The sequence below is a fragment of the Sorangium sp. So ce295 genome (genome assembly GCF_051527405.1).
Lineage (GTDB): Bacteria > Myxococcota_A > Polyangia > Polyangiales > Polyangiaceae > Sorangium > Sorangium cellulosum_B.
Map to the genome: position 1 here is coordinate 2,085,458 of NZ_CP150324.1, position 21,896 is coordinate 2,107,353.

At 70.4% G+C, this 21,896-nt stretch carries 18 protein-coding genes; 7 read left to right on the plus strand and 11 right to left on the minus strand.

Going from position 1 to position 21,896, the window contains the following annotated elements; all coding sequences use genetic code 11:
• Positions 1–21 precede the first annotated feature (21 nt).
• The gene (locus tag WMF11_RS07975; protein WP_437977025.1) at positions 22–1,482 is read right to left on the minus strand and encodes a protein kinase domain-containing protein; all 1,461 of its coding nucleotides are present in this window, start codon (positions 1,480–1,482) and stop codon (positions 22–24) included.
• 108 nt (positions 1,483–1,590) lie between these two features.
• On the opposite strand from WMF11_RS07975, the gene WMF11_RS07980 reads away from it, so the two are divergent.
• The 3 genes from WMF11_RS07980 to WMF11_RS07990 are packed head-to-tail and all read left to right on the plus strand — an operon-like array spanning position 1,591 to position 2,475.
• Positions 1,591–1,758, plus strand: a complete 168-nt coding sequence (locus tag WMF11_RS07980; RefSeq protein WP_437977026.1) for a hypothetical protein — start codon at positions 1,591–1,593, stop codon at positions 1,756–1,758.
• Positions 1,759–1,762: 4 nt separating this feature from the next.
• Entirely contained in the window at positions 1,763–2,080 is a 318-nt protein-coding gene (locus WMF11_RS07985; RefSeq protein WP_437977027.1) for an ArsR/SmtB family transcription factor, read from the plus strand.
• On the plus strand, positions 2,077–2,475 hold the full coding sequence (locus WMF11_RS07990; protein ID WP_437977028.1) for an SRPBCC family protein: 399 nt from the start codon (positions 2,077–2,079) through the stop codon (positions 2,473–2,475). Before WMF11_RS07985 ends, WMF11_RS07990 begins: the two co-directional genes overlap by 4 nt.
• 97 nt (positions 2,476–2,572) lie before the next feature.
• On the opposite strand, the gene WMF11_RS07995 is transcribed toward WMF11_RS07990, so the two are convergent.
• Positions 2,573–4,087, minus strand: coding sequence for a M6 family metalloprotease domain-containing protein (locus WMF11_RS07995; protein ID WP_437977029.1), 1,515 nt, complete (start codon positions 4,085–4,087; stop codon positions 2,573–2,575).
• Positions 4,088–4,318: 231 nt separating this feature from the next.
• Positions 4,319–5,215, minus strand: coding sequence for a cupin domain-containing protein (locus tag WMF11_RS08000; RefSeq protein ID WP_437977030.1), 897 nt, complete (start codon positions 5,213–5,215; stop codon positions 4,319–4,321).
• A 73-nt stretch (positions 5,216–5,288) separates the two neighbouring features.
• Here WMF11_RS08000 and WMF11_RS08005 point away from each other — a divergent pair, with 73 nt between their 5' ends.
• On the plus strand, positions 5,289–6,032 hold the full coding sequence (locus tag WMF11_RS08005; protein WP_437907829.1) for an SDR family oxidoreductase: 744 nt from the start codon (positions 5,289–5,291) through the stop codon (positions 6,030–6,032).
• Between the two features lie 46 nt (positions 6,033–6,078).
• Here WMF11_RS08005 and WMF11_RS08010 read toward each other — a convergent pair whose 3' ends face one another.
• The 3 genes from WMF11_RS08010 to WMF11_RS08020 all read right to left on the minus strand — a co-directional run bounded on the left by WMF11_RS08010 (position 6,079) and on the right by WMF11_RS08020 (position 8,483).
• A complete protein-coding gene (locus WMF11_RS08010) occupies positions 6,079–6,912 on the minus strand; it encodes a hypothetical protein (RefSeq protein WP_437977031.1) in 834 nt (277 codons plus the stop codon).
• Positions 6,913–7,175: 263 nt separating this feature from the next.
• Positions 7,176–7,982 carry a trehalose-phosphatase gene (gene otsB, locus WMF11_RS08015; protein WP_437977032.1) on the minus strand — a complete coding sequence of 269 codons (807 nt, stop codon included), beginning with the start codon at positions 7,980–7,982 and terminating at the stop codon, positions 7,176–7,178.
• Between the two features lie 117 nt (positions 7,983–8,099).
• On the minus strand, positions 8,100–8,483 hold the full coding sequence (locus tag WMF11_RS08020) for a hypothetical protein (RefSeq protein ID WP_437907832.1): 384 nt from the start codon (positions 8,481–8,483) through the stop codon (positions 8,100–8,102).
• A 389-nt stretch (positions 8,484–8,872) separates the two neighbouring features.
• Between WMF11_RS08020 and WMF11_RS08025 the strand changes: the two genes are divergently transcribed.
• Entirely contained in the window at positions 8,873–10,054 is a 1,182-nt protein-coding gene (locus WMF11_RS08025) for an MFS transporter (protein WP_437977033.1), read from the plus strand.
• Positions 10,055–10,425: 371 nt separating this feature from the next.
• On the opposite strand, the gene WMF11_RS08030 is transcribed toward WMF11_RS08025, so the two are convergent.
• A complete protein-coding gene (locus WMF11_RS08030; protein ID WP_437907834.1) occupies positions 10,426–10,971 on the minus strand; it encodes a response regulator in 546 nt (181 codons plus the stop codon).
• Positions 10,972–10,995: 24 nt separating this feature from the next.
• On the opposite strand from WMF11_RS08030, the gene WMF11_RS08035 reads away from it, so the two are divergent.
• Together WMF11_RS08035 and WMF11_RS08040 are read left to right on the plus strand one after the other, a co-directional pair.
• Entirely contained in the window at positions 10,996–12,336 is a 1,341-nt protein-coding gene (locus WMF11_RS08035) for an ATP-binding protein (protein ID WP_437977034.1), read from the plus strand.
• A 139-nt stretch (positions 12,337–12,475) separates the two neighbouring features.
• The gene (locus WMF11_RS08040) at positions 12,476–14,515 is read left to right on the plus strand and encodes a hypothetical protein (RefSeq protein WP_437977035.1); all 2,040 of its coding nucleotides are present in this window, start codon (positions 12,476–12,478) and stop codon (positions 14,513–14,515) included.
• 103 nt (positions 14,516–14,618) lie between these two features.
• On the opposite strand, the gene WMF11_RS08045 is transcribed toward WMF11_RS08040, so the two are convergent.
• The 4 genes from WMF11_RS08045 to WMF11_RS08060 form a co-directional block, all read right to left on the minus strand.
• Entirely contained in the window at positions 14,619–15,128 is a 510-nt protein-coding gene (locus WMF11_RS08045; RefSeq protein WP_437977036.1) for a hypothetical protein, read from the minus strand.
• 164 nt (positions 15,129–15,292) lie between these two features.
• Entirely contained in the window at positions 15,293–16,714 is a 1,422-nt protein-coding gene (locus WMF11_RS08050; RefSeq protein ID WP_437977037.1) for a serine hydrolase domain-containing protein, read from the minus strand.
• 602 nt (positions 16,715–17,316) lie between these two features.
• Positions 17,317–18,624: an efflux RND transporter periplasmic adaptor subunit gene (locus WMF11_RS08055; protein ID WP_437907839.1), complete on the minus strand. Its 1,308-nt coding sequence runs from the start codon at positions 18,622–18,624 to the stop codon at positions 17,317–17,319.
• Positions 18,621–21,788 carry an efflux RND transporter permease subunit gene (locus WMF11_RS08060; RefSeq protein WP_437979291.1) on the minus strand — a complete coding sequence of 1,056 codons (3,168 nt, stop codon included), beginning with the start codon at positions 21,786–21,788 and terminating at the stop codon, positions 18,621–18,623. Before WMF11_RS08060 ends, WMF11_RS08055 begins: the two co-directional genes overlap by 4 nt.
• Positions 21,789–21,896: the final 108 nt, after the last annotated feature.

Sequence of the window (21,896 nt, forward strand, 5' to 3'; positions counted from 1 at the left end):
CCCCTCGCCGTTGTCTCACCGTTAGCGACGCTCGTCGTACGAGAACGCCGGCTCAGGCTTCGGGGCAAGAACGTCCTTGGCCGGGGGCTTCGCCCTCAGGGAGGGCTTCGTCGCCTTCCGCGTGGCCGTCGCCGCCGGCGAAGGCGCGGTGGGCTCCGCCTGCGCTTTCGCGCTCGCGTCGGGAGAGGCGGGCGCGGAGGGGAGAGCCTGGGGGTCAACGGTCGCGGATGGGGCCGCGTTCGGCGCGCCGGCGGAGGCGGCGGGAGGGGCTGCCGGTGCCGGGGATCGCGCTCGCTCCTGCCCCCCTCCGTCCTGCCCCCCCCAGGCGATCACCGCCAGCGCAGCGCCGGCGAAGAACGCACCGCCGAGGAGAAGGGGAGCCCGATAGCGCGGCTTCGACATCAGCACGACGAAGGGCGATAGGGCTCTGTGGGGCGGGGACGCGGCGGGCGTTGCTTCTGCCATGGCGTCCGGCGGGCGCGGCGCGATCGACCTCGCTGCGCCGGCGCTGGCCGGCGGCGAGGAGGCTCCCACGCGGCGCGGCTCCGGCGTGTCTTTGCCTCCCGGCGAAGACGACCGCGACATGGAGAGCACCCGCGAAACCCGCTCCGGATAGCTCGGCGCTCGCGCGGGCGCGTGAGGCGCGAGGGCGCCGGCGAACGCTGCGACGTCGCTCCAGCGCTGCTCGCGATCGTGCATCAAACACCGCTGGATCACCGCGTCGATCTCCGGCGGCACGTCGCTCCGGCGCTGGTGGAGCGGCGTGGGCTTGGCCGCGAGCATGCGCCCATAGAACTCCGCCATGGTCTCCGCGTGAAAGGGCGTCTCCCCCGCGATGAGCTCGTACAGGAGGACGCCGAGCGCCCAGACGTCGCTGCGCGCGTCGACGTCCTTCGGCGAGCTCATCTGCTCGGGCGACATGTAGTAGGGCGTGCCAAGCTGCTGGTCGTCGTTCGTGAGGGCGAGCTCCGCGCCGCTGATCTTCGAGATCCCGAAGTCGAGGACCTTGATGCACGGCGCGCCGCTGACGTCCTGCGTGACGAAGAGGTTCGCCGGCTTCAGGTCGCGGTGCACAATCCCGGCGGCGTGCGCCTCGCCGACGGCTTCACACGTCTGGAGGACGTACTCCACGGCGTCGTCGAGCGAGAGACACCCACTCTCCTTGAGCAACGCGGCGAGGTCACGCCCTTCGAGGAATTCCATGACGATGTACGGCGCGCCGCTCTCGAGGGTGCCGACGTCGAACACGCGGGCGACGTGCTGGCTGCGCAGCCGCACCGCCGCGCGCGCCTCGCGCAAGAAGCGCGCGCGCACGTCGGCGGTGACGTGGTGGGCCGAGCGCATGAACTTCACGGCGACGCGCTGGTCGAGCTCGACGTGGAGCGCCGCGACGACGACCCCCACCGCCCCCGCGCCGAGCACACGCTCCACGCGGTACTTGCCCGCCACGACGTCGCCGGGCCGGACCGGGGCTTGGATCATGGCTTACCATGTGGTCTCAGCGGCTCCTGGAGGTCAAGCGTCGCTTGATGGGCTCGCGCGCGTTCCGCTGACAATGACGTCGATGACCTGGCGCGCAGGAACGCGCGGGTGAAGGCGGCGGAGCGCGAGCGGGAGGCTGCGCGTGACGCGCTGATCGCGGCGCAGCAGGACACGATACGTGAGCTCGTGACGCCGCTGTCGCCGATCGCCGAGGGGGTGCTGGTGATGCCGCTCGTCGGGTTCTTGTTGACGCGTCGGAGAATTCCGACATATTGAGGACATGGCTGAAGTCGACGTGTTCTCGGCGCTCGCCAACCCAGTGCGGCGCGAGATCCTGATGCAGCTCCGCATGGGACCTCGCGCCGTGAACGACCTCGCGCGTGGCTTCGACCTGGGCCGCCCCGCGGTGTCCGAGCACCTGCAGGTGCTCCGCAAAGCGCGCCTCGTGCGCGAGGAGCCGCGCGGGCGCGAGCGCTACTACCACCTCGATCCGCGCCCGCTGAGCGAGGTCGACGAATGGCTCAACACGTTCACTCAGTACTGGAAGACGCGCCTCGCCGCCCTCGAAGATCTCCTCGACGAAGAAGGAAAAAAATGAACGCCCCCGCAGCCATCCACCTCGAACATCGTTACTCAGCGCCTCCGTCCGCCGTCTGGCGGGCGCTCACGGATCCGGAGCTGCACGCGCGCTGGTGGGCTCCGGGCGACGTCAGAGCCGTCGTCGGACACCGCTTCGAGCTCGACATGGGGCCCTGGGGCAAGCAGGCCTGCGAGGTGCTCGCCGTCGAAGCGGAGCGGCTCCTCTCGTACCGCTTCGCCATCGGCAAGCTCGACACCATCATCACGTGGCGCCTCACGCCCGAAGGGGCGGGCACGCTCCTCACGCTCACGCACGAGGGCTTCAACCTCGACTCGGCGAGCGGCAAGAGCGCGTTCGAAGGCATGAAGCCCGGGTGGCCCAAGGTGCTGGAGAGGCTCGGAACGACGCTCTGAGCGAGCGCCGAGCAAACCCTCAAGCCCGATGCAAACGCCCTGATCGGCGTCGCTCGTCGTCACGGATTCGCCCGGCGCGCTCCCGTCCTGTCACGCGTCAGCGGATGCTGGTGCTGAACTCGACGCTCGGACCCGGCGCGGAGATGTCGTGGAGCTCCAGCCCCGACGGCGTCCCGTCCCACCAGACGCTTTTCGGGACGGTGTCGGGCCCGAATCGGGGCGCGGACGGACCGCCGAACAGGTCGCCAGCGTCGCCCAGGTGGAACTGGCGCCGCTCGAGATCGAAGCGACCGTCCGCCTGGACCAGCGCGCACTCGTAGTGGTCCCGGGGCGTCATCTGCTCATCGCTGTTGTCGCCCCTCTCGTCGATGCGCCAGATCGCCAGACCCGAGTCCGGCAGCGACCTGTCGCGCCTGGTCTGGAGCCGATTCTCGACGAGGTAGTACTCGGTCTGGCTCCGCGCGTGGATCAGGAACTCGTTGACGCCGGCCCGCAGGGCGCCGCGCATGTTCGGCTCGGCGACCATGACCCGATCGGCCCAGCCCGCGCGGTACTTGAGGTACGCGCCCATGTGCGGCGGGTTCTTCGGATCCGCGTTGGCGCCCAGGCCCATCATGCAATAGGCGCCCACGCCGCTCGACTCGTTGCCGTAGTCGTAGAGGTCCGGGAAATCGCAGAGCATGTGTCCATTCTCGTGGCAGTAGGTGCCGAGCGTGAGCTCGGGGCCCATGTTCGTGAACTGGTAGTCAAAGGCGAAGACGCCCGGCGCGAGCTCGACCCGCGTCGGGAGGTGGTACGCGTGCGGCCAGAGGCCCCTGCCGTGCCTGTTCACGATGTCGCCCGCGTAGAAGACGTTGAGCGCATAGACGCAGCGCTCGTCGTCGACGGTGAGCTGGCTGAAGTCGAAGCCCCTGGACCGGAGCGCGGCGAGCGCCTCCTTGATCAGCTCCCACGCCCGGCTCGGCTGCGCGACCCGCTCGTTCGTGTAATAAGACCGCGGGTGCCGGGCCGTGTAGTACTCGGTGACGACGGTGTTGTACCGGAGCTTCCCGTGCGAGCTCTCATGGAAATAGTCGTACACCGAACCGTTGTTGTCGAACCCGCGGTACCCGGGGTCGTTGCAGAAGGCCTCGACCTCCTCGCGCGGGATGGTGTGCGGGACGTCGGGGAACTGCACGAGGAGGCAGAGGCCGACGAAGTCGCCCGTGGTCGTGCGCTGCGGCGGCGCCGTGAGGACGCCGCGGGCCAGCGGGGCCGATCGCTCGCGGAGGGCGCGCCGGCGGCGCTGCCGCCACCGCGTGTTGCCCACCGGGAGCCCCGGGATCGTGCGGGCCTTCGCCCGGGCGGCGTCGGGGGTGATGCGGAGCCCCGGCGCGACGCCGAGCGCGAGCGGCGCGATCCTGCCGGGCAGCACGCCCGTCGGGACGAGGTCCACGCCGTCGGCGGACAACGTCGCGTACTCATAGAAGCCGGACGCCGGATCCTCGACGAGAGTATACCCGTCGAGCGTCTCGAAGGTGGCAAAGTGCTGATCGCCGAAGCCGCGAACCCGCAACGTGGTCCCGTCGGGTTGGCTGAACGTGAACTCCTTGCCGTGGAAAGGAATCGTCATCTCCTGCCTTGCTCGTCGCCGGCGGGGCCAGGGCGAACGTTCGGCGTCGCCGTGCCCATCACGGCGCCCTCGCTGATCGTCCGCCCCCAGCCCGGGCCGGCGTTGCCGCGGCGCGCTTGCAGCGCCCGTGCCTCGCGGGAACCCGCGCCGAGAGCGCGATGACGCCCGTGGGCGGCGGCGAGGCGACCGCGCGGGCTTGCGTCAACGAGCAACGGTTTGCCTGACGCCCGGCTAGACAGCGCGCGCGTAGCGACCCGGGGGCTGGCCCACGTGACGGCTGAACGCGGTGCTGAAGGTGCTCGCCGAGCCGTAGCCGACGCGCTCGGCGACCTCGGCGATCCCGAGACCATGGCGGCGGAGCAGATCCCTCGCGACGGCCATGCGCCAGCCGAGCAGGTATTCCATGGGCGGCAGGCCCACGGTGCGGGTGAAGCGCTCGAAGAACGCCGAGCGTGAGAGGGCCGCGGTCCTGGCGAGCTGGGCGACCGTCCACGAGCGCGCGAGCTGGGCGTGCATCTGCCGTATCGCCGGCGCGAGCCGCGGATCGGCCAGCCCGCGCAGGAGCCCCGGTGGCGCGTCTTCAGCCGAGGTCGACCGCAGCGCTTCGATGAGCAGCACCTCGACGAGCCGCGTGAGCACGAGGTCGCGCCCCGATCGCTGCTCGCTCGATTCGTCGCCCACGAGCCGCACGAGCACCGAGAGGCGCTCGACGCCGCGCACGTGCAGCACCGCTGGCAGCAGCGACACGAGCAGCGCCGCGTCGGGCGAGTCGAAGAGGAAGTAGCCGCCGAGCAGCCGCACGTCCGGGCGTCCACCGCGCGTGCCGTGGCGGACCTCGCCCGTCGGCGCGGGCGTCACCTTCGGGTCGACGCGCTCTGGCCTCACCGGCTCGAAGCCCGACAGGGTGAACCCCGGCGTCGCCGGCAGGAGCACGAAGTCGCCCGCCTCGAGCGTCAGGGCGCGCTCACCGTCGACGGCGAGACGACAGCTGCCCTCCAGCACGGCGCAGAAGCTCGGCTGGCCGAAGTCCGCGTAGCGGACCCCCCAGCGACCGGCGCCGCTGATGCGCTTCGAGAACACGGCGCGCGGCTGGAGCAGCGCGATGACCTCCGAGAGAGGGTCGTTCATGTCTGGACTCTAGCAAACGAAACGTGGACTACCAATGGTAGATAGTCCAGCGCGCCGTCGCTATCTTCCCTTCATGAACACTGTGCTCATCACCGGTTGCTCCTCGGGATATGGACTCGAAACCGCGCGCCACTTCCACGCGCAGGGCTGGAACGTCGTCGCCACCATGAGAACGCCTCGAGAGGACGTGCTGCCTCGGTCGGACCGGATGCGCGTGATCGCGCTCGACGTGACGAAGCCCGAGAGCATCGCGGCTGCGCTCGAGGCGAGCGGGCCCATCGACGTTCTCGTCAACAACGCCGGCATCGGGCTCCTGGGCGCCTTCGAGGCCACGCCGATGACCACGGTGCGCGAGGTGTTCGAGACCAACACGTTTGGCGTGATGGCGATGACGCAGGCCGTGCTGCCCCAGCTCCGCGCGCGGCGATCGGGCGTGGTGGTGAACGTGACGTCGAGCGCGACGCTCGCGCCGATGCCGCTGGTCGCCGTGTACACAGCGAGCAAGATGGCCATCGAAGGGTTCACCGCGTCGCTCGCGTTCGAGCTCGAGGACTTCGGCGTGCGCGTGAAGCTCGTCGAGCCGGGCTACGGCCCGACGACGCGCTTCACGAGCAACGGGGGACCCCGCATGGAAGGCCTGATCCCCGACGCCTATGCGCCTCTCGCGCAGCGCATCTTCGCCTCCTTCGGGCAGCCTGCCCTGGTGACGAGCGAGTCCGACGTGGCCGAAGGGGTGTGGCGCGCGGCGAACGACGCGTCGGGGCAGCTCCGTTTCCCTGCCGGTCCCGACGCGGTGGCGCTGGCTGCGGCCAGATGAGCGACCACGTGGTGTCGGGGGGGCGATCGATGAGAATGATGGAGATTCATTCCTCCGGGAACTCGCCGCAGCGGCCGCTCCCGCGGCAGACGCCGCTCGCGCAGCTCTCGTGTCGATGACACCGCCGGCCGGGCGCCAGCTTGCAAGCGCCCGCGCCATTGCAGACCTTGTCGTCCAGCACGCAGTCCGGATCGTCCTCGACTCCGGGCCCGAGGGGCGAGCACGTGCCCACCGACCGCTCGACGTTGCAGGCCATGCAGGTCTCGTCACAAGCGGTGTCGCAGCAGACGCCGTCGACGCATTTCCCGCTCGCGCAATCCCTCGGCCCGCCGCACGCCTGGCCGTTCGCGCCCCTGCACGCGCCCGCTATGTCGCAGACGCGGCCCTGGCCGCACGGCGAGCCTGCAGCCACGACGTGCGTGGCGACCCCGCGCTTGCACCCGTCGCTCGTGCATGGGTCGCCGTCGTCTTCGGCGTCGGCGTCGTCCGGCGCAGGATACGGCTGCCCCGCAGCGCAGGTGAGGATCTGGCAGTCGCCCGTGATCTGCCCGGACGGCAGGGCCGGCACGCCGTCGAGCGGGACATTGACGCACGCGCCCGCGGTGCACGCGTCCGCGGTGCATGGATTCTCATCGTCGCAGTCGGTCGCCTGCGTCTCGGCCGCGCACGCAGGGGCCTCTCCGTCCCAGCCGGCGCCGGGGTCACCAGCCCCGACCCCCTGATCCCCGCCGCTGCCGGCGCCTGCGCCGCCGGAGCCCTGGAAGCTGCGGGCCCTGGGCGAACAGCCCGCCAGCGCGACGACGAGGCACAGCGGCACCGATGTCGCCTGCACGCGGCCCGTGCGGCGGAGCGGACGTGCTGAGATGTGAAATGTCCACATGCGCCGAACTCTACTGTCGGTCCAGCTCACCCGCACATCAGACTTCTTCTTTCGAGCGGCCATGGACGAACGGCGCGCGCGGTTTGCCGGCGGCGGAGCGCGCAGGTAGGCTCACGCTCCGTTCGAGGCGCGTCACCGCCGTCCGGCGCGCCACCCCACCGCATCTGCCCGCCGTACACCGGTGCTCCGCGCGCGGCGCGCGCAACACCGCTTCTCCTGATCTTCTCTCTGACGTGCAAGAACGGAGAACTTGAGTACGGCCCTCAGACGAGGCGCGGCGCCTCGCCGATTTCGCCGCCGCGCCTCGCCGCGAGCGCCGCGAGGAACGCTATCCACGCCGCGGGGCCATCGAGCGTCAGGTCGGGCTCGACCGCGGGGTCCGGCCGCTCGGACGAGGCGATGTAGACGCCCACGCCGCCGATCGCCCGGGCATGGGCGATCGCCGGCTCGTCGGTCGTGTCGTCGCCCGCATAGACCACCAGCGTCCCCGGCGGCAGCCGCGCCAGCAGGAACGCGAGGGCGCGGCCCTTGTCGTGCGCGGCGTCCCGAGCCTCGTGGATGCTGCGCCCCCGCATGACCACGAACCCCCGCCGCGCCGCCGCGTCCGCCCACGCCCCGAGCGCGTCGAACGCCGCCGGCCGGGCCTCCGCCGGGACGAGCCGCCAGTGGAGCGCGATCGAGCAGCGCTTGCGCTCGACCCACAGCGAAGGGACCCGCCGCACCGCCGCGTCCGCCTCGCGCTCCAGCGCGTCGAGCGCCTCGGTCGGCGACTCCGCCCGGTACACGAGCTCCCCGGCCGGCGTCGAGATCTCCGCCCCGTGCTCGCCCACGCGCCACGCCGCGCCGATCGCCGCGGTGCGCGCCGCGACGTCCTGGATCGTCCTCCCCGTGACGATCGCCACGGTCGTGCCCGGCGCCCGCGAGAGCGCCCCGAGCGCCCCGAGGGCGCCCGGCGCCGCCACCGCCCCGCCCGAGACCGCGGTGATCTCGGAGATGGTCCCGTCGAAGTCCGTCGCGAGCAGCAATGACGGCGCGGCCGCCGCGCGTTCGACCAATTCAAGAACGTCCATGCTGCACCAGATCTACCACTGGGCAGGCCAGGAGCACGATGGCAAAGCCGGCGCGACCGGGAGCGACCCGGTGGCCGGCTTTGCTGCTTCACGACGGACCGGTCGCCGCCGCGCGCGTCAGAACCGGATGATCACCTCGTGGACGCGGCGCCCCTCGGTCTTGCCCTCGGTGGCCTCCGCGGGCGCGGCGTCGCCCGCGGGCGCCCCCTCCGCGGCGGCCGCCGGCTCGTCCGGCTTGCACTCGTACTTCACGCGCCACTCGGTCTTCTGCACCGTCTGCGTGCTCTCCTGCTTCCGCTTCTTCGGCCCGAAGAAATCCTTCTCACGGCGCTCGCTGGACTCCGCCACGGACTCTTCCCCGATCACGGTCTCGCCCTCTTCGACGATCTCGTAGCTCTCGGGTCCGCCGCAGGTCGTGGCCATCGTCTGGCTCGCCTTCTGCATGGCCACCTCGCGATCGCCCAGGATCGCGAGCTCGCCCCCGACCTTCGTCCGTCTCACGACGCGGACCTCGCCATACGGCTGCCACGAGCACGCGGCCGTGGAACAGAGCATACACGCGGCGATCAATGCATGAATCGCAGAGAATTTCATGCCGTGCACCAGTACCACCCTCGAAATGACGAGGGCAACAACAAAGCGCGGGCGGCTCTGCGCAAAAGCTGCTACCGGCGGCGCGCGCGCGCCTGCTCGCGCCGGGGCACCGGATCACCACCCGCTGCTGCCACGGCAGCAGCGAGGAGGCTCTCGGCCCCGCGTTCCGGCCCGCTCCGGCGCGGCATGGGGGTTGCTGACCGCCGGTGTTCGCCGGCGCGGATCAACAGGCTTGATCCGCGCCGTGCGCCGAGGTCCAACTGCGCTCCTTCATCGACAAGAACCGCTTCCTGCTGGTGTTCGCGGCGCTGTCCTCGGTCATGGGCCTCAGCGTCGGGGTGGCCAAGGTGAGCACGACGCTGTATGCGCTGGAGCTCGGGGCGAACGAGGCGCTGCTCGGGCTGATCTCTGGATCGCAGAGCGTCGGTGTGCTCCTGATGAGCATCCCCATAGGGCTCCTCGTGGATCACCTCGGGCCCTCACGCCTGTTCGTGCTCGGGAGCCTCGTGGCCGGGTCGCTCTACATGGCCTTGCCGGCGGTCCCGTCTCCGGTGTTCCTGCTGGCCTTCACGACGGCGATCAGCTTCTTCATGCCGATGCGCTTCGTCTCGCTGAGCGCCGTGTTCATGCAGCAGCTCGAGACGGTGGGCGAGGGCAAGGCAGGCTGGTACCGCGGCACCCAGTTGGTCGGCATGTTCCTGCTCGGCCCCATGCTCGCGGCCGGCCTCACGAAGGCGCTCGGCTTCTCGGGCACGTACCGGCTCATCGGGCTCTCGTTCCTGATCACCGTGCTCATGTCGCCGATCGTCTTCGGCCCTTACACGGCGCGGTCCGCGCACCCTCGATCGCTCCGCCTCTCCGGCGTCCGCGCCGACCTCGCCCTGCTCGCGCAGGACGTCGAGCTGCGCAGCGTGTGCCTGATCGAGTTTGCGGCCCAGTCGATCAACTCGTTCTTCATGTTCTTCATCATCCCCATCGGCGTCACCGTCGCCCACCTGACGGCGGCCGAGGCGTCGGGGCTCCTGGCCTGGCAGGGCGTGACGTTCATCTTCGCGCTGTTCGCGCTGGGGGGCCTCGTGGGCCGGGTGGGGCACGAGCGCGTCTACCTCGCGAGCCTGGTCCTCGTCCCGAGCGCGCTCCTCCTGCTCGGCCTCTCGCGCGATCTCCTGCCGCTGCGGGCCGGCGGCCTGCTGCTCGGCCTCGGGCTCGGCATCCTCCAGATCGCGAACCTCACCCGCATCGCCCGGATCGGCGCGCGGGCGGGGCGGGGCAAGGTGGCCGGCTTGCAGGCGCTCGTGGGGCCGTCCGGCGGCCTGTTCGGCAGCGCCGTGGGCGGCCTCCTGGGCCGGAGCCTGGGGCTCCAGACGATGTTCCTGCTCCTGTCCGTGTTCTTCGGCGTGCTCCTCGCCGTGGCGCGCAGGACGTCCCTCGCGGCGGCGGCGAGCCCCGCGCCCGCCGAGCCCGCCGCCGCAGAGTAACGGCCGAGGAGAGACGACCACCATGCGAGAGCTCGACAAGCCATCTTCGATCGCCACGACGCGCCGCAGGCTCGCGGCGGCCCTCTGCGCCGCGCTCGCGCTCGCGGCCTGCTCGAAGGGAGACCACGGCAGCGGCGACGGCGCCGCCGGCGACTACGAGGTGCAGGAGCTGCGCTATCAGGGGTTCTCGGGCATGGTCTCGGTGCCCGAGCTGGCGGAGGATCTCGGGTACCCACGAACGTGCTCAACCCGTTCGCGGCGACACAGGGGCAGTGACGGCGCCGGCCGCGGCGCGTCCCGCTCGCCGCCGCTTGCGGTAGAGGAGGAATTTGCCGTGGTTCACGGCCCGCGCGTCATGGCGCTGGCCTCTCCTACGATCGCCGCCGGAGGATGTGCTGGAGCAGCTGGCGCGAAACGTTCAGGAGCTTTGCTGCCTTCCGGCGGTTTCCCCCGGCGCGCGCGAGCGCCTCGTCGACCATGACGGTGCGCACCTGCTCCTCGACGTCCTGGATCGACGCCCGCCCCACCGCCGCGCGCACCTGAGGCCGGAGATCGGGCGGCCGGGCCAGCGCGTCGTCGATCGTGCGCTCGAGCTCCTCGAGGCGCAGCGGCTTCTCCAGGAACGAGCGCACCCCTATCTGGGCGAGCCGGAACGAGACGGCCGGGCTCGCCGAGCCGCTGATGGCCACGATCGTCGGCGCGACAGCGCAGGTCATCGCTCGCTCCACGACGTCGACGGCGTTCCCGTCCGGGAGCATCACGTCGGCGATGATCCCTTGAAATACCCCGTCTGCGAGCGCGCGGTGCGCCTCGGCCACCGACGCGCACGCGACGACCTCGGCGCCGCGCGCCTCGAGCGCCTCGTGCAGCGCGCGCCTGAGCCTCGCGTCATCCTCCACGACCAGCCAGCGTAACATCGTATGGTAGAATGCCCCCGGTTCATGGGGGCGCATAGTCTCAAGAGGGCGGAGCTGGCCAGCCTCCCGGCGGTGTCGGCCCTGTCAAATGGCGCTCAGCTCGACGCCCTCATCACGCGCGAGGCGCTGCGGGGTGAGCGCACCGCCTCGATCGCGCGGAGCATCTTCTGTGCGGCCCTCCTCGCGCGGTTCCTCGCCGTCGGCGGTTTGACGCCGTCAGGCTCTCACGCGCGCTCGCTCATCGAGGTTCCGCTGCTCCTCGGCGCGGTTGCCGCCTCGCTGTACGTGTGGTGGCGGAGCCGGAAGACCGATGCCCCTCCTCACCTGATCCTCGTCTCGGTCGGCCTCGACGCGCTCCTGTGTTTTCTGGCGCTGCTGCCGAACGTGCTCTGGCCCTGGGACGGCTACCCGGGAATCTTGCACCTGCCCGATATGGCCGGGCTCCTCATCACGGTGTCCGTGAGCGCGTTCCGGCTCGTCCGCCGGGCGGTGCTCCTCGCGACGGCGGCGAACGCGCTCTCCGCGCTCGTGCTCATCGCGCTCGACCGCGCGCTGAACGGCGGCCACCACGGCGACTTCTGGGCGCCGGCGTCGCTCTTCTTCCTCCTGCTCCTGACGGCGGCCAGCGCGGCGCTCCTCGCCACGATGCGCACGGTGCGCGTCGTCGAGCTCGGGGCCCGCTCCACGCTGCGCGCCGAGCGCGCTCAGCGGAACCTGAGCGTCATGCTGCACGAGCACCACGACGTGAAGACCTCGCTCTCGGCCGCCCTCATCGACACCGATCTCCTCCGGCGCGAGCTCCTTCGGGTCGAGTCCGCGAGCGCCGAGCGCATGTTGCGAAAGCTGGAGCAGCTCCGCGAGAGCATCGAGGACGTCGCGTCGACCATGGGGCACATCCGCGATCGGACGATGCGCGAGCTCGACGCGCTGCGCGCGACGGCCCCCGCCGAGATCGGCGAGGCGACCCGCGGCGCGCTCCGGGTCGTCCGGCGGCGCTACCAGGCGGTGAGGGTCGACGTCACGGATCGCGCGGAGCGCACCGCGGTCCTGTTCGCGGGGGGGCACGACGTGCTGGAGCGCGTGCTCCTCAACGTCCTCGTCAACGCGTGTGAGGGGACGGGCGAGCGCGGGGCGTCCAGCGTGACGCTGGACGCGCGCCCGCTGGGCGGCGGGCGGGTGGCCATCGAGGTGAAGGACGACGGCCCCGGGTTCCACGACACGCCGAGCCCGAAGCCGGGCGGGTCCGGACAGGGGCTCGGCTTCGTGGCCGGCATGGTGGAATCGAGCGGTGGGCTCGTCCTGCGCGCCAACCTCCCGGAAGGCGGCGCCAAGGTCACCATCGAGCTGCTCGAAGCGCCGGTGTGACGGCGGAGCGCGCGGCGCGCGGACAGGGCGGCAAGAAGATTTGCCCTCATCGCGCCGCTGGCCGCGCGGTACGCCTCGGTGGCGAAGTGGGGACTCGCATGGGCTCCCTCGCTCGCACACCTCGGAAGGATGACCCGGCATGAAGAAAACCAGCCCAATGACAGGTCCTGCGTTGGCTCCGACCTGGATTGCGATCGCCGCGGCCGCGGTGACGTTCGCGGCGTCCGGCCCCGTGAGCGCGCAGGCGCGGCGCTCGCCGATCTTCGATTCGGCGCTCAACGCTCCCGGCCGGCCGCTGCGCGGGTTCGTCGATCTCCACACCCACCCGATGGCGCACCTCGGCTTCGGCGGGCACGTGCTCCACGGCGCTCCCGACGTCGACGTGCTCATGGCGCCGGGGACCATCTACGACCCCAGCGGTCAAGGCGTGTCAGGCGCCACGTGCAATGCGTCGGCGCGGCGCGCCGCCAGCATCGCGGAGGCGCTGGGGACCAGCTACAGCACCCACCGGGGTCACGATTTTCTCACGAACAAGTGCGGCAATCATGTCCGCCAGCTCGTGCTCGGGGAAATGGCGAAATCCCACGGCATCCGCTCGTTCGAGGTCGAGCGCCCCGTGGGGTATCCGACGTTCGCGCACTTCCCGGCGCACAACGATATCCTGCACCAGCAGATGTGGGTCGACTGGATCCGCCGCGCCAAGGAGGGGGGCCTCCGGGTGATGGTCGCGCTGGCCGTCAACAGCCGCACGCTCGCCCACGGCGTCGAGGCAAACCCGCCCATCGACGACAGGGCGTCGGGCAATCTCCAGATCGAAGAGCTCGTCCGCTTCGTCGGCAAGCACGATACGTGGATGGAGATCGCGCGTTCCTCCGCCGATCTCCGGCGCATCGTGGAGAAGAACAAGCTCGCGGTGATCGTCGGTGTCGAGCTGGACGACATCGGCAACTTCGTGTGGAACAGAGCGTCGCCCACGGAGGCCCAGATCCGCGCCGAGATCAAGCGCCTCCACGTCCTCGGCGTGCGCTACGTGTTCCCGGTCCACCTCACCGACAACCTCTTCGGCGGCACCGCCGCTTACGAGGACGAGGTGGCGCGCGCCAACCGCTTCCAGACGGGGAAATGGTGGGACCTCGAGTGCTCCCGCGGAGAGGGCATCACGAAGCAGATCCAGTCGGGGAACGACCTCTTCAAGCTGATGAAGCTCGGCGACGCCGGCGGTCACATCCCGCTCCCGAGCTGCCAGCCGGGGGAAGGCCACAAGAACCGGCTGGGGCTCCTGCCCATGGGCCGCGTCGCCCTCAACGAGATGATGAGGCTCGGGATGGTCATCGACATCGATCACATGTCGCAGCGGATGGTGAGCGACGTGCTCGCATTCACCCGGACGACGCCCGGCGGCGCGTATCCGCTCGTCTCGGGGCACAACGGGCTCCGCGGCTCGAGCGGCAACGAGAACGGCCGGACCAGCGCCCAGTACACGGAGCTCGCCGCGCGCGGCGGGCTCGCGGGCGTCGGCTTCGGCGACTCCGATGCGCGGACTTTCCTCGGGAGCGCGGCCGCCGTGGCGGCGATCACGTCAGGCGGCAAGGCGCTCCAGATCACCCTCGGCTCGGACATCAACGGGATGGTCGTCATGCCGCGCTCTCCCGAGTGCCAGGCGCCCCGGGACCAGGTGGTGACGGTGCCAGGCGACGCCTGGAACCACCCGGCCGCGCAGCTCCGGTGCACAGGGGCCGAGATCGACGTGCGCTCCGCGCGCATCGGCTGCCTCGACATCCAGACCAGCGGAAACCTGACGGGCCTCGTCGGCCGCGCCTGCAATGACAGGACGTCCTGCTCTTACAAGGCGCCGACTCCCGACGAATACAGCCGCGCAGGTGTCCAGGCCGCGACGCGCGCGTTCTGTACGCAGGCCATGGAGATCGTGTACCGGTGCGTCGATCCGGCGGCCACGGCGTGCGTCGATTACTCCAGCTTCCCCAGGGCCCGGATGGGGAGCCGCTCGTGGGATTACAACGAGGAGGGGGTCGTTCACATCGGGCTCTTCCCGGATTTCCTCAAGCACGTCGAGGCGCTTCCGGGCGGAGAGCAGCTCGTCGACCGGCTCTACGGCGGAGCCGAAGGCTTCGCGCAGATGTGGGCGAAGGCCGAGACGGTCGGCCGCTCCATCCCCTGATCCGCGCACGTCCGTCCCGGGGTTGGGGTGACCCGACCCCGGTTGGCCCTGCGCGGCAACGCCGCGCCGCGCGGCCGACCTGGGTCGGGTCCTCGTCCCGCTGTTACTGGCGCATCCACGCCACGAGGAACTTGGTCGTGTTCGCCCCCGGGTTGAACGCGTCGCCCTCGCGGATGCTGGCCGAGAACTGGATGGTTTTGGGCCCGGTCTGGGACGCGCTGAACCCGACAGCGCCGTTGTGGCCATCGACCTGCACGGTGATCGTGCCGGCGACGATGTTCGTCGCGCTCGTGATCGTCTTGAAGCAGCCCCGCGTACCCGGCCAGCCGCTGTTGCAGGTCACCGACGTGAGGCCGATCTGGAGCGCCTGCTCCGCCTCTTCCACGGTCTCCTCGCTCAGGTCCTCGTCGCTCAGGGCCTCGTCGCCCTCCTGCGCGATGCAGCCCGCGAGCGCCATGGAGGCGAGGACGGCGATCATCCCGCCGAGCTTCGCGAGAACCCTCCGGCCCTTCCCGCCCGACCGAGCTCGCCGGTCATCTTCGGGTCGGGCCGCGGTGCAGTCGTCCTGGCCTTCGGGGAGTGTGCCTTGTGCGCTCTTGATGTCGTGTGTCATGTTCCGCCTCCATTCATGCTTTCGGTGTCCGTCGCTCCGGCGGGGTGGTTGCCTTGCGGAGCTCGTACGACGACCGTGACCTGATACGGAGGTGGTACCGCACGGTCAGAGACGCGATAAGGGCAAACGTTCTTGCCCCACCCGCGTCGTCGCCGCGGGCCGGGTCACCATTCGATGGAACCGAAGACCTTGTTCATGGTCTCGAGGGCCCGGATCTCATTGATCATCAGGTTGAAGCCCGGCCACACCAGCTTACCCGTCGAATCTTCGCTGATGTCGAAGTTCGGCAGCCCGTGGTTCGTGAGCAGGATCGCGAACATCTCGCGGTTCGGCTCAGGATCGATCACCATGAGCGTCCCGGCGCCGCCCGTCTTGCTGTAGGCGACGCTCGAGGTCGCCTCCCCGCCGGGCCACGAGCCCCCGTCCCACATCTCCCAGCCGTACCCCTTGCGCGAGTAGAACAGATTCTCGGCGTACGTCCAGGCCGGCCTCTGGAGATGGAGCGTGCCTGTCCGGATCGTGGTCATGTCGAGCACTTTCTGGGCAGAGAGGAGGGGCGTCTCGCACATCAAGGAGAACTGAACGTTGGGGTTGCACGGGCGGCGGTGGATGCCCCGGTTCAACATCATCTGGGAGAACTTCGCCAGATCCATCGCCGTCGAGAACAGCCCATCGCACCCGGTGAGGTGCTCCGCGGGGTCCGGGCCGTCCCCTTCGAGGAAGTAGTCGGTCTCGTCCTGCACCTCGCCCCGGAGGTAACGCTCGCGGATCTCGGACCACGCCGTGCCGACGAAGCGGCCCTGCTTCTCCGGCATGTTGAGCGACGGCTGAAAGCCGGTGTCCGTCATGTTCAGCGGGGTGAAGATGTACGTCTGCATCAGGTCCTGGAGCGATTCGCCCCCGACCGTCTCCAGCACGTGGCCCAGGATCCGAAAGCCGAGATCGCTGTAGAGGACCTGCGTCCTCCGCGGGAGTTCCAGCGGCGCCACGAGCATCGAGTGCCAGGGGTCGGCGTCGTCGAAGAGGCCGTTCGGGTTGCTGTCGTCGGAGTAGTCGACATCCTCCCCCGACACGTAGCTCATCAGATCCTTGATCGTGACGAGGTGCTTGTTGTTGACCGAGGAGACGGCGAACTCCGGGAAATACGTCGCGACCGTGTTGTCGATGTTGAAGCCCGGGTAATTCCCGGACTCCTGCATCCTCATCGCGAGGAAGACGGTGAACGGCTTGGTCATGGACTCGAGATCGAAGATCCCGTCGAGCGGCATGGGCGCCGATGGCATGCTCGGATTGTCCTCGTTCAGGCCGTCTCTCGTCCCCACGGCGGTATGGAGCACGATCTTGCCCCTTCGGGCGACCAGGAGGACAGCGCCCTTGATATCCCCGTCATCGACCGCCTCCTCCAGCTCATCGACGGCCTGGTTGAGGATGTTGCTGGCCATGCTCGCCGAGCTCGGCGTGCCAGGGCGGAGGTGTTCGTACCCCGTTGGCGCCAGAGGGTACGTGTGCTGGGCGTGAGCCGACGGCGCCATGCCGACGAGGGCGGCGGCCGCGGCTCCACAGAAGATCAAGCTACTGGCTCTCATGTTCGCGATTCCTTCCTTGAATGGCGCTGCAGCCTCAGCGCGGGGCGGGGCGGGGCGAAGGGCCGTCGGGATCATCGGCTGCGGTCTCGGAGCGCCTCTTCGCCCGCGCCCCGTCAGGGGCTTATCCACCCTTCGTGCCAGCGGGCCGCACGGCGCTCCGGCGAGCCGCGCACCCCGCGCGGCGCGCGCGCCGTGGTGGCCGCGACGACGGCCGGGCGCCCCTCGGGAGCGGCCGTGGCGCCGCCCGAAGTCCGCGGAAACGCGTTTTATATCAGCCACTTGCGAGGCTCATGACGCCCCCGGTAGCGCGGCGCCGGGCCCCGCCTCCGCCTGGCGCCGCGCCGCTCGCGAGGAGGAGGAGGGGAGAGGCTCGGCGCGCCGCTGCGCCGCACGAAGGCACGCTCGCGGAGCGTGACATCGTGACGTTGTCACGGCGTGACATCGTGACATTGTCACGGCGTGACATCCAAATCTTGGCGTCTTATGGCGTCTTGCGGCGTCTTGGCGACCCCATCATTCCGGCAAGGTGGGGTAAGTCTCCCACCCCCCGGCGTTCTCCAGGGCGCTGCTTGCGCAGGAGCTCGACGCGATCGAGGCTTACTTCAACGGTTCGGTCCGCCCGGAGGCGGGGGCGGCGGCCCTTCAGGGAGGATCTCGACCGCCATCCCCTCGGTCAGCTCCGCGCTCGCGAGCTTCACGACCCGCTCGCTCCCGTCGAGCCCGGTCGACACCTGGATCGTCGCGCCCGTGTCGCGCTCGACGACGATCGGCGCGAAGCGGATCCTGCTCCCGGGGTCGATGACGGCGACGCGGAGCCCCCTGGCGTCGTTGTAGAGCGCCGTCGCCGGGATCTCGAGCACGCGGTGCGGCGTGGGCAAGGTCAGCGCGACCTCCGCGTACATGCCCGTGAGGAGGCGGCCGTCGGGGTTCGGCACCCGCACCTCCGTGTTCATCGTCCGGGTCGCCGCGTCGAGCGCGCCGGCCGTGCGCGCGATCGTGCCCTGGAACGGCTGCCCCGCGAACTCGCGCACCGTGACCTTCGCCGGCGCGTCGACCCGCACGCTGGGCGCCACGTCCTGCGGGACGCCCACGAAGACGCGCACGGGGTCGGTCGCCGCGACGGTGAAGAGCGGCGTCCCGTTGCCCGCCGTGACCAGCGCCCCGCGCTCGGTCGTGCGCGAGGTGACCGTCCCCGCGAACGGCGCTGCGACCTTCGCGAACTTCTTCTGATCCAGGATGCGCTGGACGTTCGCCTGCTGCGCGGTGATCGCCGCGCGCGCCACGGTGACGCTCGCCTCGGCGACGTGCGCCTGCCCCTGCCGTTGCTCGAGCTCCTCCTGCGGCGCCACGCCCGCGGGGACGAGCTGCTCGTAGCGCTTCACGCTCGACCTCGACAGGTCGCGGTTGGCCTCGGCCTGCACGAGGCCGGCGCTCGCCTGCACGAGCTGCGCGCGGGCCTGCGCGAGCTCCTGATCGAGCTCGGGCGTGTCGATCTCGGCGAGGATCTGCCCCTCCTCGACCTTGTCGCCGATGTCCGCCGTCCACCTCCGCACGTAGCCGCTCACGCGCGGGTAGACGACCGTCTCCGCGAGGGGCTGGATGCTCCCGGGCAGGACGAGCGCCCGGTCGCTCGACACCGGCTGCGGCGCGACGACCCCCACGCGCGGGGCCGCGCCCTCGGCGGCCCGCGCGCCCTGCTCGAGCGCGGCGCGGGCGCTGCGGCGGGGCAGGTAGGCCGCGGCGAACGCCGCCCCGAGCACGACGACGAGGCCCACGCCGAGGGCGAGGCCGCGCGTCCTCGTCAGCACGGCGGGCGGCGGCAGATCGAACCCGAGGTCGTCGGCAGGGCTGCCCTGAGGCGGGGGAGCGGTGGTCGGGGGGGCAGCGGAGCGGCGGGCGGGGGAGCTCATAGGTCCTCTGCGAGCAGGTCTCTGGCCGGGGCCTTGTTCCGGAGGAGGCTGTACATCACGGGCACGAAGAAGAGCGTGCTCAGCGTCGCCACGAGGAGACCGCCGATGACCGCACGCCCCAGCGGGGCGTTCTGCTCGCCGCCCTCGCCCAGGCCGAGCGACATGGGCAGCATGCCGAAGATCATCGCGAGCGCCGTCATGAGCACCGGCCTGAGGCGCGTCATGCCCGCGGCGAGGGCCGCGGTGCCCGCGTCGCGGCCCAGCTTGCGCTGGTCGTTCGCGAACGTCACGACGAGGATGCTGTTCGCCGTGGCGACGCCGACGCACATGATCGAGCCCATGAGCGCGGGCACGCTCAGCGTCGTGTGCGTCACGAACAGCACCCACGCGATGCCCGCCACCGCGCCCGGCAGCGCCATCAGGATGATGAGCGGGTCGAGCCACGACTGGAAGTTCACGACCATCAGCAGGTAGACGAGCACGACCGCGAAGAGGAGCCCGTAGCCGAGCCCCGTGAACGAGGTGTCCATGCTCTCGGCCTGCCCCTTGATGGTCACCTTCGTCCCGCGCGGCAGCTCGGGCCTGAGCTCGTCCACGACACGCCCGACGGCGCCCGCGACCGAGCCGAGGTCGGTGCCGTCGACGTTCGCCTGGACGTCGAACGTCCTCGCGACGTTGTAATGGGTGATGTTCGCCGGCCCGGTCGCGCGCGACATCGACGCGACGTTGGACAGGAGCTGGGGGCGGCCGTCGCCTGTCGACAGCGGCGTGGCGTTCACGTCGTCGATCGACCCCATCGCGTACTGGGGCGTCTGCACGGCGACGAGGTACTGCACGCCGCGCTTGTCCAGCCAGTAGGTCGGCGACGTCTGCCCGCTCGACGAGAGCGAGACCAGCACGTCGCTCGCCACGTCGCGCTGGCTGAGCCCCAGCTGGTCGGCCATGGTGCGATCGACGTCGATGCGGAGCTGCGGCCTCGCCGGCACCTGCGCGAGGTGGACGTCGACGGCGCCGGGGATCTTCTCCATGCGATCGGCGATCTTCAGCGCGACGGCGTAGGTCTCGTCCTCCTTGCCGATCGGGCCGACCACCTGGACGTTGATGGGCGCCGCGAGGCCGAAGTTCAGCACCTGCGTCGAGATGTCGGGGGCGAGGAAGAAGAACGTCGTGTCGGGGTACGCCGCGTTGAGCCTCGCGCGCAGCGTCCGGACGTGGTCCGCGGTGGGCCGGTGGTGCTCCGCGAGCGCGATGAAGATCTGCCCGTCGGCCGACGAGATCTGCGCGCCCTCGCTGAGCGACAGGTTGATGCCGCTCGCCGGGATGCCGATGCTGTCGAGCATCGTGCGGATCTCGCCCGGCGGGAGCGCCCCGCGGATGGTCTCCTGGATGCGGGCGAAGCGCCGCTCGCTCTCCTCGAGGCGGGTGCCCGGCGGGCCGCGCACGTGGAGCTTGATGAGCCCCGCGTCGACGGTCGGGAAGAAGTCGCGGCCGAGGAGCGGGATCAGCGCGACCGAGGCGGCGACGAGCGCAAGGAACGCCCCGACGAACAGGGGGCGGTGCGCGAGCGCCCAGGCGAGCCACCCGCCGTACGCCGCCCGCAGCCGGTCGAAGGCGCGGTTGAACGCGGCGAAGACGCGCCCGAAGAGGCCCTTTGGAGCGGCGTGGCCGTGCGCGTGCTCCGCCGCCTCGCGCTCGAGCAGGAGGCGCACGAGCGTCGGGACGAGCGTCCGCGACAGGAAATACGACGTGAGCATGGCGAAGACGACCGCCAGGGCCATCGGCACGAAGAGCGACCGCGCGGCGCCGGTGATGAACGCGACCGGCACGAAGACGATGCAGATGCAGAGCGTGGAGACGAGCGCCGGGACGGCGATCTCCTGCGCCCCGTCGACGATGGCGCGGAGGAACGGCTTCCGCTGCCCGAGGTTCCTGTGGATGTTCTCGATGGCCACGGTCGCGTCGTCGACGAGGATGCCGACGGCGAGCGCCATCCCGCCGAGCGTCATCACGTTGAGCGTGTGGCCCAGGGCGTTCAGCGCGATGATCGAGACGAGGATCGAGAGCGGGATGCTGAGGACGACGATGAGCGTGCTGCGCCAGCTCCCGAGGAACAGCACGATCATGAGCGCCGTGAGCCCCGCGGCGATCAGCGCCTCGTGCACGACCCCGGAGACCGCGGCGCGGACGAACACCGACTGATCGAAGAGCAGCGAGACCTTGAGCTCCTTCGGGAGCTTCTCCAGCGTGGCCGGCAGCATCGCGTGGATGCGCGAGGCGACGTCGAGCGTGCTCGCGCTCCCGTTCTTGAGGATGCTCAGGAGCACGCTGCGCTTGCCCTCCACGTGCACCATGTTCGTCTGCGGCGCGCTCCCGTCGCGCACGCTCGCGACGTCGCGGAGGGTGATGGTCCTGCCGTTCACCGTCCTGAGCGGCAGCTTCCCGAGCTCCTCGAAGGCCGCGGGGCTGCTGTTCATGATGACGGGGTACTCGTTCTCCCCCATCTTCGCCGTGCCGGAGGGCAGGGTGACGTTCTGCAGCCCGAGCGCCGCGTTCACGTCGCGCGGCGACAGCCCCCAGGCGAAGAGGCGCTGCGGGTCGATGTCGACCATGATCTGGCGCTGCTTCCCGCCGTACGGGTACGGGATCTGCGTGCCCCGGATCGTGGCGATGTCGGCGCGGATGAAGTTGACCGCGTAGTCGAAGAGCTGCTGCTCGCTCAGCGACTCGCTCTCCAGCGCGGCCTGGAGGATCGGCACGTTCGAGGCGCTGTAACGGATGATGAGCGGCGGGCTGATCCCGGGCGGCATCTGGCGGATCGCGGTCTGCGAGATCGCCGTGACCTGCGCCGTCGCGGCCTCGATGCTGGCGCCGGGCTGAAGGAAGATCTTGATGATCGAGATGCCGGTGAGCGACTGGCTCTCGATATGATCGATGTCGTTGACGGTGGTTGTGAGGAAGCGCTCGTAGTTGTTGACGATGCGCTTCTCCATCTCCTCGGGGGGGAGGCCGCCGTAGTTGAAAATTACGGACAGGACCGGGATGTCGATGTCCGGGAAGATGTCCGTCGGCATCCGGGCGACGGTGAACACGCCCAGGATGACGATCAGCATCGACATCACGATGAACGTGTACGTGCGTTGAAGCGCGATCCGGACGAGCCACATGGGCCACTTCCCGTCCCCCTCCGGAGCGCCCCGGCCGGGGGTGGCGCCTGAGGGCAGGCTCCGCATTTAGGGTGCCCTAGACGTTCGTCCAATCTATTCTTTCGTATC

Bases quoted from the DNA above. Each gene is read 5' to 3' on its own strand.
- WMF11_RS08030 (WP_437907834.1), bottom strand. From the start codon at position 10,971: ATGTTACGCTGGCTGGTCGTGGAGGATGACGCGAGGCTCAGGCGCGCG.
- WMF11_RS08035 (WP_437977034.1), top strand. From the start codon at position 10,996: ATGGGGGCGCATAGTCTCAAGAGGGCGGAGCTGGCCAGCCTCCCGGCG.
- WMF11_RS07995 (WP_437977029.1), bottom strand. From the start codon at position 4,087: ATGACGATTCCTTTCCACGGCAAGGAGTTCACGTTCAGCCAACCCGAC.
- WMF11_RS08050 (WP_437977037.1), bottom strand. From the start codon at position 16,714: ATGAGAGCCAGTAGCTTGATCTTCTGTGGAGCCGCGGCCGCCGCCCTC.
- WMF11_RS08000 (WP_437977030.1), bottom strand. From the start codon at position 5,215: ATGAACGACCCTCTCTCGGAGGTCATCGCGCTGCTCCAGCCGCGCGCC.
- WMF11_RS08040 (WP_437977035.1), top strand. From the start codon at position 12,476: ATGAAGAAAACCAGCCCAATGACAGGTCCTGCGTTGGCTCCGACCTGG.
- WMF11_RS07985 (WP_437977027.1), top strand. From the start codon at position 1,763: ATGGCTGAAGTCGACGTGTTCTCGGCGCTCGCCAACCCAGTGCGGCGC.
- WMF11_RS08005 (WP_437907829.1), top strand. From the start codon at position 5,289: ATGAACACTGTGCTCATCACCGGTTGCTCCTCGGGATATGGACTCGAA.
- WMF11_RS08045 (WP_437977036.1), bottom strand. From the start codon at position 15,128: ATGACACACGACATCAAGAGCGCACAAGGCACACTCCCCGAAGGCCAG.
- WMF11_RS07975 (WP_437977025.1), bottom strand. From the start codon at position 1,482: ATGATCCAAGCCCCGGTCCGGCCCGGCGACGTCGTGGCGGGCAAGTAC.
- otsB (WP_437977032.1), bottom strand. From the start codon at position 7,982: ATGGACGTTCTTGAATTGGTCGAACGCGCGGCGGCCGCGCCGTCATTG.
- WMF11_RS07990 (WP_437977028.1), top strand. From the start codon at position 2,077: ATGAACGCCCCCGCAGCCATCCACCTCGAACATCGTTACTCAGCGCCT.
- WMF11_RS08060 (WP_437979291.1), bottom strand. From the start codon at position 21,788: ATGTGGCTCGTCCGGATCGCGCTTCAACGCACGTACACGTTCATCGTG.
- WMF11_RS08055 (WP_437907839.1), bottom strand. From the start codon at position 18,624: ATGAGCTCCCCCGCCCGCCGCTCCGCTGCCCCCCCGACCACCGCTCCC.
- WMF11_RS08010 (WP_437977031.1), bottom strand. From the start codon at position 6,912: ATGTGGACATTTCACATCTCAGCACGTCCGCTCCGCCGCACGGGCCGC.